Source organism: Actinomycetota bacterium, from assembly GCA_019347675.1.
Lineage (GTDB): Bacteria > Actinomycetota > Nitriliruptoria > Nitriliruptorales > JAHWKO01 > JAHWKW01.
On record JAHWKW010000001.1, the window covers coordinates 49,837 to 61,842 of the forward strand.

Below are 12,006 nucleotides of genomic sequence, written 5' to 3' on the forward strand. Positions count from 1 at the left end.
GGGCGCTACGGCTCACGCGCGACGAACGGCCAACGGCGGCGCAGTCGCCATGACCGGTCGGGGCGGCGATCCGTCGCCGCGGGCGGTTGACAGAACGGAGACGTCATGCCACGAGGAGGGATCTGGACGGTCGTCGGTGTCCTGCTCGCGATCGCCTTGCTGATCTGGATCATCCAGGCGCTGTAACAGCCGTCGGCGTCAGCCACGCCCCGCTGCGGCGACACGCGTGGCGTCCCGATGGTCGGTCGCCTCCCACGGCCTGGGAGTGGTCGTCCGGTTACGGTCGAGGGGCGATGTGCTCCCTGCTCGACGAAACCACGTGCCCCACGATGGAAACTCCACCGGGTGGTACCAGCGACTGCTGCGGCGGGATGAACGCTGGTACGTCCGCTGGGCGCCGCTGCTACTCCTCCCGGTCGCGGTCGTGGCTGCCGTCCTGCTCGCTGGAGCCGCCGTGTTCCTCCACGCGTACGTGACGATGGAGCTGCCTGCGCCTGAGGACCTGACGATCCCCGATCCCACCGTCGTCTACGCATCCAACGGGCAGCGGGTGGCGACGCTGGATCCAACCGCCATCCGGCGCAACGTCGACGTCGAGCAGCTGCCCGACCACGTCTGGCAGGCGGTGCTGGCCGCCGAGGATCGTGGGTTCTTCTCGCATCCGGGGTTCGCCTGGAGCGCCTTGCTCCGCGCCGCGTGGGTCAACGTCAGACACGGAGAGATCGAGCAGGGCGGGTCGACCATCACGATGCAGTACGTCGAGTTGGCGATCCGCGACGTCCCGCGCACCACGGTCGGGAAGATCCGCGAGATCGCCGCGGCGGTGAAGCTCGAACGACGACTGCCGAAAGAGGAGGTGCTCGAGCACTACCTCAACGCCGCGCCGTTCGGGCGGGGCGCGATCGGCATCGAGGCGGCAGCGAAGACCTACTTCGGCGTCCCCGCGAGCCAGTTGAGCGTCAACCAGGCAGCCACGCTCGCAGGCATGATCGCGGCGCCGTCGCGGTACGAGCCCGAGCGCGATCCCGGAGCGGCGAACCAGCGGCGGACCTACGTCCTCGACGGCATGGCCGAGCAGGGCTGGATCAGCGACCAGATGCGCTCGCGGTTGGTCGCCGCCGGACTCCCCGCGGTCAGCCAAGAGCCGCTGGTTCAGTACGGGCCCCACTCGTACTACGTCGATGCCGTCCGCGACGTCCTCGCCGACGAACTGGGAGACCGGCGCGACGTGGACATCGGCCTGCGGGTGTTCACGGAGATGAACCCTGGGCTGCAACGTGTGGCGCTCGACACGTTGAACGCCCACCTGGAGGGGACCGCCTACACCGGCGCCATCGTGACGATCGACCCGCGCAACGGTGCCGCTCGAGCGCTGATCGGCGGACGGGGGTTCCCCGCAGAGCAGTTCAACCACGCCACGCACGGTGGCAACCAGGCCGGGTCGGCGTTCAAGCCGTTCGCGCTCGCGGCGTTCGTGGCGGCCGGGAACTCCCCGACGCGGTCGGTGTTTGCCGCACCGGCCACCATGAAGGTGGACTTCGACCGGTACCCCGACTACAGCGTCTCCAACTTCGGCCGTCGAGGCTTCGGTGCCCAGGACGTGTACGAGGCGACCCTGACGTCGACCAACGTGGTGTACGCCCAGTTGACGTCCGAGGTCGGGCCGGCTGCCGTGGCGGAGGTCGCGACGAGCCTCGGGATCGCCGACGATGAGGATCTGCGTCGAGCCACCGCCCCGGCGATCGCTCTGGGCACCGCCGACGTGACGCCGCTGAACATGGCACGGGCCTACTCGGGCTTCGCCAACGGTGGGTCCCGCGTCGCACCACAGTTGATCCGACGCGTGGAGACGACCGACGGCGACGTCCTGCTCGACGCCAGTCGACAGCCGACGCGGGTGCTGCAACCCAACGTCGCTCATGTGGTGACCGACGTGCTGCACGCCAACGTCCGCCGTGGCACCGGGACGGCGGCTCAGATCGGTCGGCCGGCGGCGGGGAAGACCGGGACGACAGACGACTTCCGTGACGCGTGGTTCGTGGGGTACGTCCCGCAGCTCGCCACCGCCGTGTGGATCGGGACGCCGGACAACACGCCGATGGACGGCGTGACCGGAAGCGGCATCCCGGCGGAGACCTGGGGTGACTACATGGGGGATGCGGTCGCGAACCTGCCGGTGGCCGACTTCCCCGACCCGGACCTCGCCGTCCTGTCTCCGGTCGCTCCCGAAACCGTCACCAACCGCGCGGCGGTGGCGCGATGATGCGCGCCTGGCCGGTGCTGCCGCTGATCGCTTTGGCGATCGTCGTGTCCTTCGTGGTGGTGGTCTTGTTCACGGCGATCTTCTTCCTCAGCAACTACCGGGCGGGCCCGCTGCCCAGCCCCGACGAGCTCCAGCTACCCGAGCCCAGCATCGTCCGAGACGCCGCGGGTGACGTGATCGCCAGGCTGGACCCGGGCGCGGTCCGGTCGAACATCGAGTTGGATCAGCTGCCCGACCACGTCTGGCAGGCCATCCTGGCGGTCGAGGACCGCAACTTCTACGAGCACGAGGGGTACTCGACGCGAGGCATCGTCCGCGCCTTCTGGACCAACCTGATCCACGGCGGGATCCGCCAGGGCGGCTCGACCATCACGCAGCAGTACGTCGACATCGCCATCCGGGAGGTCCCGCGCACCTACCGGGGGAAGCTGCGCGAGCTCGCGTACGCCCGCAAGCTCGAGAACCGACTGCCCAAGGACGAGATCCTCGAGTACTACCTCAACGCGGTCCCGTTCGGGCGCGGGGCGATCGGGATCGAAGCGGCTGCCCGGACCTACTACGGGAAGGCCGCGACCGAGCTCAGCGTCAACGAGGCTGCGACGCTCGCCGGGATGGTGGCGGCCCCCTCCCGTTACGACCCCGGACGCCACCCCGAGACGGCCAACGAGCGGCGCGAGATCACGCTGCGGGGCATGGCGGAGATGGGATGGCTACCGGACGCGGAGGCCGACCAGCTGATCGCGGAGGGGCTCCCTGAGCTCCGCGAGGAGCCACTGGTCGAGTACGGGACGAACGCGTACTACCTCGACGCGGTGCAACAGGCCCTCGCCGAGGAGCTCGGCGACGAGCAGGACATCTACCTCGGCCTCGATGTGACCACCGAGCTCGACGTGCGGCTGCAGGAACTGGCGCTCACGACGTTGAACGCCCACCTGGCGGACGTTCCCTACACCGGGGCGGTCGTGTCCATCGACCCGACCAGCGGTGCGGTGAAAGCCGTGGTGGGGGGACGGGATTTTCGCACCGAGCAGTTCAACATCGCGATCCGGGGCGGCAACCAGGCCGGGTCGGCGTTCAAGCCGTTCGGTCTGGCGGCGTGGCTGGACCAGGGTCGGTCCCTCGAGGAGGTGTTCCGTGCCCCGGCGCAGATGGTGGTCAACTTCGACCAGTTCCCGCCGTACGACGTGTCGAACTTCGGTGACGCGGGGTTCGGTCAGCAGAACGTGCGCCAAGCCACGCTGACGTCCACCAACGTCGTGTACGCACAGATCGCGTCGGAGATCGGCCCCGAGGCCGTGAAGGAGATGGCGATCGCAGCGGGCATCGACGACACCGAGGACCTCGTCGCCGTCCCGTCGCTGATCCTGGGCACGGTCGACGTCACACCGCTGGACATGGCGCAGGGGTACGCGACGTTCGCGGCGGGCGGGGAGCGGCACGAGCCGCGGTTCATCAGGACCGTGCGCGACATCGAATCGGGGCAGGTCGTCCTCGATGCCGAGCGCGCTCGGCCGGACCGGGCGATGCAGGCCGCCGTGGCCCACGGGGTCACGGACGTGCTCGTCAACAACATCCAGGAAGGGACGGGGACGTCCGCACAGCTCGGACGGCCGGCAGCCGGCAAGACTGGCACCACCGACGACTTCCGCGACGCGTGGTTCGTTGGGTACGTCCCGCAACTTGCGACCGCGGTGTGGATCGGGAACGCCGACAACACACCGATGGCCCGGGTCACCGGGGGCTCCATCCCCGCCGAGACCTGGGGCGACTACATGCGCGAGGCGGTCGCGTCGCTCGCCGTGGAACAGTTCCCCGAGCCGAACTGGGACACGCTGGTCCCCCGGTCGCCGACGCCCGACCGGTCGCCGACGCCCGACCGGTCGCCTGCACCGATCGACACCTTTGGCGGGACGGCGCCGGGGATCAGCCCGACGCCGACCTCCGGTCCCGACCTTGGGCCCGAGACGGATGAGGAGACGACTCCGACGGGCGAGCCGACGTTCGGCACCACGCAGCCGACGTTCGGGAACACCACGCCGAGCTCGCCGCAGCCCGAACCGGACGACTCCCCGACGACGCGCCGTCCCGGACCGGTCGAGACGTTGACGCCGATCCTGCCCGGTTGATGTTTCCCACTCAGGCGCGCGTCGTTCAGTCGCGGGAGCCCTGGCTGCGCCGCTCCTCGTTCTGTCGGGCGATCATGGCGGCCGCTTCCTCGACGGTGGGGGCGGTCCCGCCCAGGTGCGCGGGGAGCCACCAGCGGTCGTCGGGACCGGCGGGCTGGTCGGGGTAGTCGTCCTGGGCCTGCTTGAGCAGCTGCTCGATCCGGGCCATCAGCTCGTCGGTGGCCTGGCGGCTGTCGGCGCGACGTTCGACCAGCAGCGGTTCCCCGTAGCGGACCAGGATCGGGATCCCGCGGGCGGGTCGCGGGTCGCGGCCCTTGGTCAGGACCCGCTGGCTGCCCCACACCGCCACCGGGACGATCGGCGCCCCGGCGGCGGCCGCGAGCCGAGCCGCGCCGGCCCGTCCCTCCATCGGGACGAACGACGGGCTGATCGTGCCCTCGGGGAAGATCCCGACGACATCCCCGGCGCGCAACGCCCCGAGCGCGTCGCGGTACCCGGGCCTGGCGTCGCCGTACGGATCGATCTCGATCTGTCGCAGGGCCCGCAGGGCGGCGCCCACCACCGGCGTGTGCATGACGTCGCTGCGGACCATGTACCGGATGCGCCGCCGTCGCTGGCACAGCGCCACGAACGAGAAGTCGAGGTAGCTGATGTGGTTGCTGGCCACGATGACCGGACCGGTCGCCGGGATGTGCTCCTGGCCGCGAGCGTCGAACGACCACCTGAACAGGCGGAAGCCGAGCCGGAAGAGGCCCGCGACGACGTCGTAGAGGACGTCCCTCACCCGACGCTCGACGTGCACCCCGGCGTCCTCCTCTGGCGTGTCGAACCCTACGGGAGCACGGGTGCCTCGTTGCCCGCCCCACTACCCCTTCGGTTCGGAGGTGACGGTCGTCAACCCGAGCGGTCCCAGGACGCGACAACGTGGCGGGCCAGCTCGGCGGCGTGGGCTTGCACCTCGCGGGCGGGGCGGTCCAGCGCCTCCGCGACGGCGCGCACGTCGTCGAACTCCGCTGCGGTCGTGACGATCTGGCCGTCGAACTCCGCCACCTTGACGCGGACGTCGTGGCCTTCGACCTGCACGGTCACCCAGCGCCGCGGCAGCGGTCGCCTGTTGATCTGAAACCACCGAACCCCGATGGTGGTGCTCTCGCGGAACAGCACGGCCTGGGTGGCGGGGATGTCCGCGGCGTCGACGAGCGCGGTTAGCGTGTAGCCAGGGCGCCCTTTCTTCATCAGCACGGGCGTCGCCCAGGCATCGTGCGCGCCGGCGTGGCGGAGCCCGTCGAGCACCACCGGGACCAGCTCCGGTGAGAGGTCGTCGACCGTGGCCTCGATCAGCACCGCCGGGTCAGCTGCCGCCCCCGCCTCTGCGTCGCCGACCAGGACGGTGAGCACACCGGCGTCGGCGCGGTCGGGATCGCTCGCGCCCCGCCCGCGGCCGGTCAGGCGGACGGCTGGGAGAGGCGCTCCGATCGTCAACGTCGCGAGCAACGCCGCCCCGGTCGGTGTGGCCAGCTCGCGCGATCCTCCGCCGAACACCGTGAACCCGCGGAGCAGCTCGATCACCGCGGGGGCTGGGACAGGCAGGTCCCCGTGGTCGGTGGCAACGGTCCCCGAGCCCACCGCGACCGGCCCGGAGGTGAGCCGCTGCAGACCGAGGGCGTGCACGCCGGTGCAGGCCCCGACGATGTCGACGACGGTGTCGAGGCTGCCGAGCTCGTGCAGGTGGACCCGGTCGAGGTCGGTGCCGTGCGCGGCCGCTTCCGCCTCGGCGAGCCGACGGAAGACCGACAGCGCCGGATCACGCACCGCCGCCGGCAGGTCGGCGCCGTCCAGTAGCGACCGGCCCTCTGCCCAGGTGCGCACGGTCGGCGCCCCGGCCGGCAGCCGGACGTGGACCTTGACCGCAGCGACCCCCCGGACGCGGACCGTCGCGGCGTCGAGCCGGGCGCCGGCATCGAGGGCGTCGACGGCGGCCTGCAGCGTGGACAGGGGCGCGCCGGCGTCGACCAGCGCCCCGAGCCACATGTCACCGGCGACGCCGTGATCGCAGAGAAGATGAGCGACCTTCACCCGGTCGGCACCTCACTCACCTTCCGCGCGTGTCGGGCCCGTCCCGCCAGTCGCAGCATCCGCAGGGTCACCATGGCGGCGGCGAAGCCGCCGTCGATGTTCACCACGGCGATCCCGGGGGCGCAGGCGGTCAGCATGCCCAGCAGCGCCGCGAGACCGTCGAACGACGCTCCGTACCCCACACTGGTCGGGACCGCGACGATCGGGGCGGCGACCAGTCCGGCCACCAGCGACGGCAACGCACCCTCCATGCCGGCCACCACCACCGCGACGTCGGCCGTGTCGATCTGGTCGCGCACCGCCAGGAGCCGGTGGACGCCGGCGACACCCACGTCGGCGACGACGGCGACGTCGACGCCGAACGCGTCGAGGACCGTGGCGCACTCCCGGGCGACCGGCAGGTCGCTGGTCCCGGCGCAGGCGACTGTGACCACGCCGTGCACGCGTGCGGCCGGCGCGGCGCGGCGGGCAACCACCACCCGGCCCACCTCGTCGTGGCGGGCCGCGGGGGCGACCTCGTGAACGGCCGCGGCCTGTTCGTCGCTGACCCGGGTCACCAGGACGGGACCGTCTCCGGCCCGCAGTAGCTGCTGCACGGCGCGGGCGCACTGGTCGGCGGTCTTGCCCTCCCCGAAGACCACCTCGGGGTCACCGGTGCGCAGCTCACGGTGGTGGTCGAGCTTGAGATCCCCCAGGTCCGCGAACGGCAGGTCGCGGAGAGCCGCCGCGGCGGCTGCGACGCTGACCTGTCCCGACCGGACCGCACCGAGCAGTTGCTGCAACGTCCCTGACGGCACCGAGCTCCTCCCGGATCACGCCGAGTCGGACGGCGACCGCGCCCCGTCCTGGTGGCCTGCCCGTCCGACGCTACCGCCAGCAGGCACCGTTAGGCTCGGCGGGACACGCGACGCACCGACGCAGGGCCACCGTGTACGACGATGAGCGCCTCGATCGGCTCCACGCGATCGTGGAGGAACTCGGCAGCGTGGTCGTCGCCTTGTCGGGCGGGGTCGACTCCAGCCTGTTGGCGCACGCCTGTCACGCTGTCCTCGACGATCGGGCACTGGCGGTGGTGGCGTGGTCACCGTCGCTTCCGCGCCGCGAACTGGACATCGCCGGCCGGGTGGCCGAACACATCGGGATCGCCTGCGAGGTGATCGACACGGCGGAGGTCGACGATCCCCGTTACGCCGCGAACCCGCGCAACCGCTGCTACTTCTGCAAGGACGAGCTGTTCTCGCACCTCGACCGCGTGGCCGCCGAACGCGGCCTCGCGTGGGTGGCGTACGGGGAGAACCTCGACGACGACGGCGACCACCGTCCCGGCCGCGCTGCCGCCGTCCGCCACGGGGTCCGCGCCCCGCTGCGCGAGGCGGAACTGACCAAAGCCGACGTCCGCGATCTGGCCCGCGCCCTCGACCTTCCGGTGTGGGACAAGCCGGCGTTCGCGTGCCTGGCGTCACGCTTCCCGCACGGCACGGAGATCACCCCGGCAGCACTGCGGCAGGTGGAGGAGGCCGAGGACGCACTGTGGAGGTTGGGTGTCCGCCAGCTCCGGGTCCGGTACCACGGCGACCTGGCCCGCATCGAGGTGGACCCGGCCGACCTCGAGCGGGTGGTCGCGCAGGCCGACGCGGTCGTGGTGGCGTTGCGCCGGGCCGGCTTCGTGCACGTAACGTTGGACCTGGCCGGTTACCGGCGGGGCGGGTCGGGCGCCACCCCCGGGGAGGGGCTCCTGCCCCTGGTGGATTGAGCCAGGCTCGGCGCATCGGCCTGTGCCGGCGCACCCGGACCGGTTCAGCGTCGCCAGGCGCGCCGCCCGTCGCCTGGTGGGGGGAGCGGTCGTGACGACTCCCAGACCCTGCGCCACCGAGCCACGTCGGGCGCACGGGCCGACGGGGTCCGATCCTCGGTGGCCCGGCGCAGCGACGCCCACCAGCTGGTCTCGTCCTCGTCGAGCAGGCGCGCGACCGCGTTCTCCAGCCGCTGTGCGAAGTCGCCGCTGCGCTCCCCGTCGCGGGGCTTCACGGGAGGGCCGTAGTGCACCGTGACCGGCAGCCGCCCCGGGCGCGGCCAGCCCCGGCCCGGTGGCATCGCGGCGAACGCGCCGCGGATCGCCACGGGCACCGCCGGGACCCCGTGGCGCAGGCACAGGAAACCCGCACCACGCAGGAACCCCTGCACCCACCCGTCGTCCGAGCGGCCGCCCTCGGGGAACAGCAGCAGGTTCCACCCGTCGTTGAGCAGCTGACCGGGCAGTTCCGACAGCCGACCGCTTTCGCGATCGATCGGGAAGGCGTTGAACAGCAACGTCGTGGCGGTCCCCCGCCACCACACGGTGAAGAAGTAGTCCGAGGCGGCGTTGACCGCAGTTCGCCGCCGCCACGCGGGCGGGAGTGAACTCAGCACCAGCGGCGCGTCGAGGTGGCTGGAGTGGTTGCTGGCGAACACGACCGGCCCGGTGAGGCTGTCGAGGTTGTCGAGCCCGCGGACCGAGGGGGTGACCTGGGACCACACCAGGGGCTTCAAACCGAACCGCTGTAGGGCGTCGCGTGCGATCTGGGCCGATGGCGTCCGCGCCCAGGCGGTGGGGAACTCGTCGTCCTCACGCTCGTCGACGTGGGGGGCGGCGGAGCCGGGCACCAGAGGCCGGCGGGTCCACCGCCAACCCCGGGCGATGTCGCGGATCTGGCCGACCAGCGACATCAGCGCACCTCGGCGAGTGTCAGCGGTGGTGTGTGGAGGTAGGTCAGCGTGGGGCTGGGACCCACCGTGTCGCTGAGCATCTCCAGCGCGTCGTCGAGGGTCGAGGCGCTGCGGAACCCCATCCGCGCCACCGATCCGCGGTCACCGCCGATGAAGATCACGTCGCTCAAGTGGTCGAGAGCGTGCGCTCCCCAGTACCACATGTAGAACGGATGCACGCCGTGGTAGGCGTACGACGTGCGGTACAGGTGGATGTACCACGGGTCGGTCGCGTACTGCTCCTCGTACTTCGCCTCGATCGTCGCCGGGTCGGTCGACTCGGCCAGGACCTCTTCGAAGAAGTCGACGTAGCTGGGGTGGTGGACCTGGTGGAAGTCCCGCGGCACCGGGTGGTAGCAGATCATCGCCCCGCCGGGGCGCACCAGCGGCTTGCCGCGGTAGCTGTTGAAGAAGTACCCCAGCCCCAAGCACATCGCCAGGATCGGGTTCATGATCGAGTTGACGTTGTACGGGCAGATGTAGGGCAACCCCACCACCAGCACGTCCGACTGGCCGTCTACCTCGACCAGTTGCTGGCGGTGCACGCTCGCCAGCGTGCGCTCGTGGACGGCCTCGGTCTCGCCCGCGTTGACCCCGGTCACCCCGTACGGGGCGATCGTGCGGTGGAAGATCGGTCGCCGGGCTCGGCGGGGCAGCACCGACAGGCCCTGGCGGACCGCGAACATCGTGGCCTGGTCCTTCAGCGACCATTCCCACTCGCGCTTGTTGAGGAACCCGTACGGCTCCGGGAACGTGTCGTTGTTGAGCGTCGTCTCGACCGTGAAGACCTTCAGGTGGTCGGCCAGCAGCCGACCCATGCGCGTGGCTGACTCGTGCAGCGCCGAGTGCGACGGGTCCATGAAACTGGTGGAGCGCACCATGGTGTGGACGTTGTGGTGGGGTCGCAGGCTGCGGTAGGACGCCAACCCGACGGGGACGGACTTGTGCCCGCCGTCCATCGCGACGAGGTTGATGTTGACGTACACCAGCAGGTCGGACTCGGCCGCGCGCCGGTTGATCTCGACGTCCTCGCCTCGGTCGGTCTCCCCCACGTGCAGCAGGTTGTCGGGATCTTCGGCGTCGTGGTTGACGAGCCGGTCGGGCCAGAACGAACGGAAGACCCGCTCGCCGACCACCCGGTGGATCTCGGCAGGGGTCATGCGCCGGTGGAGTGAGTTCGCGACGATCAGCATCACGTCGTCCACCCCGGCTTGCACGGCGAGCTCGAGGACGGCCTCGATCACCCGTTGGCGGATGTCGGGCGTCTGCATCGGAGGCAGGGGCAGGGAGATGTCGTCGAACGCGATCGTCAGCCGCATGCCCGGGCGGAGCAGTTCGGGGAGGGGTTCGCTGTCGCGTGGGTGCAGGAGCGCCTCACGGACGGCCGAGTCGACGTCGTCGATGCCCGGCAGTGAGTCGGGCGGGTACACCACCCGTGTCCCGAGCGGGAACCGCTCCAGGCGGAAGTCCAGTCCTTCGTGAACCAGGAGTGGCGGCGTGCGCTCGTCGACCTCCAGCACGAACCCCGGTCTTCCCACGGTAGCCTCCTTGTTCACTGGGTGACGTCGAAGACGACCTTCACCGTGCCCAGCCGTCCCGCATCCAGCGCGTGATCGATGGCCTGGCGCCAGCGTGGCAACGGGTACGGCGAGGCGACCAGCCCATCCAGCGGGGCGTCGCCGGCCATCTGCAGCGCAAGTTCGAACGTCGCCATCTGCTGGCCGTTGACCTGCTCGGTGGAGCTGGCGTACGCACCCACCACCTCCAGCTCCCGGAACCAGGCGGGGGCGAGGTCGGTCCCGGCCGCGGGCATGCCGGCCAGGACGACCCGTCCACCGGCGCGCGTGGTGCGCAGCGCCGTGTCCAGCGAGCTGGCCGACCCGACGCAGTCGATCGCCACGTCGACGCCCCCGAGCAGGAAGGATCGGCCACGCTCGGGATCCAGCCGCAGCGCGCGTGTGGCGCGCCGGACGGCGTTCATCGACCGAGCCGGGGCAACGACCTCGGTCGCCCCGAACGCGCGGGCGAGCTCGGCCTGGCGGCGGTGCTTGGCGACGACGATGATCTCTGCGGCTGCGGTGAGCTCCTTCAGCGCCAGGAGGGTGAGGAGCCCGACCGAGCCGGCGCCGACGACCAGCACCCGCTGTGTGGACGTCACGCCGGCGCGGAGCGCGACGTGTGCCGCACAGGCCAGCGGCTCGACCAGCACGGCCCGCTCGTCGGGTAGGCCGTCGGGGACCGGGTACAGCTGCGAGCGGTGGGCGACGAACTCGTGGCTCCAACCACCGCCTGTGTCCGCGCAGAAGCCGGTCTGCAGGCCCGGGGACAGGTGCCCAACCGTGATCCGTGCGCAGCGGTTGCGTTCCCCGGCCGCGCAGGCCGCGCAGGCGCGCACACCGCGGGCGTCGCAGTTCAGCAGTGGATCCAGCACCACTCGCGTGCCGGCAGGGATGTCCTCGACCTCGTCGAGCAGCTCACCGACCACCTCGTGACCGGGGACGAACGGCAGCGAGATCAGCGGTGAGAAGTACAGCGAACTGCGCCCGGCGATGGTTGCCAGGTCCGACCCGCAGATGCCCGACAGCCGCGGGCGGACCCGCCCCCAGCCCGGCCGGTCGGGACGGGGCGCGTTGCGGTCGACCAGTCGCAGCGGTGCCAGGGGCCCGGCGATCGCGCCGGGGACGCGACGCCCCACCACCCGCGACGCCACGTAGCGGGGGACCGAGCGGTACAGCTCCAGCGCCTTCACGGCCGCGCTCGCGGCGTCGGTCGGCCGCTCGCGGCGGGGCGACGACC

The 12,006-nt window shown here is 71.4% G+C and carries 9 protein-coding genes; 3 read left to right on the forward strand and 6 right to left on the reverse strand.

What is annotated here, in order from left to right:
• Nucleotides 1–319: 319 nt before the first annotated feature.
• Together KY462_00225 and KY462_00230 are read left to right on the forward strand one after the other, a co-directional pair.
• Nucleotides 320–2,263 carry a penicillin-binding protein gene (locus tag KY462_00225; GenBank protein MBW3576171.1) on the forward strand — a complete coding sequence of 648 codons (1,944 nt, stop codon included), beginning with the start codon at nt 320–322 and terminating at the stop codon, nt 2,261–2,263.
• Entirely contained in the window at nt 2,260–4,389 is a 2,130-nt protein-coding gene (locus KY462_00230) for a penicillin-binding protein (GenBank protein ID MBW3576172.1), read from the forward strand. Before KY462_00225 ends, KY462_00230 begins: the two co-directional genes overlap by 4 nt.
• Nucleotides 4,390–4,414: 25 nt before the next feature.
• On the opposite strand, the gene KY462_00235 is transcribed toward KY462_00230, so the two are convergent.
• The 3 genes from KY462_00235 to larB all read right to left on the reverse strand — a co-directional run bounded on the left by KY462_00235 (nt 4,415) and on the right by larB (nt 7,262).
• Nucleotides 4,415–5,191, reverse strand: a complete 777-nt coding sequence (locus tag KY462_00235) for a 1-acyl-sn-glycerol-3-phosphate acyltransferase (GenBank protein MBW3576173.1) — start codon at nt 5,189–5,191, stop codon at nt 4,415–4,417.
• 92 nt (nt 5,192–5,283) lie between these two features.
• Complete coding sequence (gene larC / locus KY462_00240; GenBank protein MBW3576174.1) at nt 5,284–6,420, reverse strand: nickel pincer cofactor biosynthesis protein LarC; 1,137 nt, start codon at nt 6,418–6,420, stop codon at nt 5,284–5,286.
• Between the two features lie 41 nt (nt 6,421–6,461).
• Nucleotides 6,462–7,262, reverse strand: a complete 801-nt coding sequence (larB, locus tag KY462_00245) for a nickel pincer cofactor biosynthesis protein LarB (protein ID MBW3576175.1) — start codon at nt 7,260–7,262, stop codon at nt 6,462–6,464.
• Nucleotides 7,263–7,393: 131 nt separating this feature from the next.
• Between larB and larE the strand changes: the two genes are divergently transcribed.
• Nucleotides 7,394–8,218 (forward strand): ATP-dependent sacrificial sulfur transferase LarE, encoded by an 825-nt coding sequence (larE, locus tag KY462_00250; protein MBW3576176.1) that lies wholly within the window; start codon nt 7,394–7,396, stop codon nt 8,216–8,218.
• A 44-nt stretch (nt 8,219–8,262) separates the two neighbouring features.
• Here the strand turns inward: larE and KY462_00255 are convergent, their stop codons facing one another.
• The 3 genes from KY462_00255 to KY462_00265 are packed head-to-tail and all read right to left on the reverse strand — an operon-like array spanning nt 8,263 to nt 11,959.
• Nucleotides 8,263–9,171: a 1-acyl-sn-glycerol-3-phosphate acyltransferase gene (locus KY462_00255; protein MBW3576177.1), complete on the reverse strand. Its 909-nt coding sequence runs from the start codon at nt 9,169–9,171 to the stop codon at nt 8,263–8,265.
• Nucleotides 9,171–10,730 (reverse strand): nickel-dependent lactate racemase, encoded by a 1,560-nt coding sequence (locus KY462_00260; GenBank protein MBW3576178.1) that lies wholly within the window; start codon nt 10,728–10,730, stop codon nt 9,171–9,173. The genes KY462_00255 and KY462_00260 overlap by 1 nt, the downstream gene beginning before the upstream one ends.
• 32 nt (nt 10,731–10,762) lie before the next feature.
• On the reverse strand, nt 10,763–11,959 hold the full coding sequence (locus KY462_00265; protein MBW3576179.1) for a zinc-binding dehydrogenase: 1,197 nt from the start codon (nt 11,957–11,959) through the stop codon (nt 10,763–10,765).
• Between the last annotated feature and the right edge of the window lie 47 nt (nt 11,960–12,006).

Bases quoted from the DNA above. Each gene is read 5' to 3' on its own strand.
- KY462_00255 (MBW3576177.1), bottom strand. From the start codon at position 9,171: ATGTCGCTGGTCGGCCAGATCCGCGACATCGCCCGGGGTTGGCGGTGG.
- larC (MBW3576174.1), bottom strand. From the start codon at position 6,420: ATGTGGCTCGGGGCGCTGGTCGACGCCGGCGCGCCCCTGTCCACGCTG.
- KY462_00230 (MBW3576172.1), top strand. From the start codon at position 2,260: ATGATGCGCGCCTGGCCGGTGCTGCCGCTGATCGCTTTGGCGATCGTC.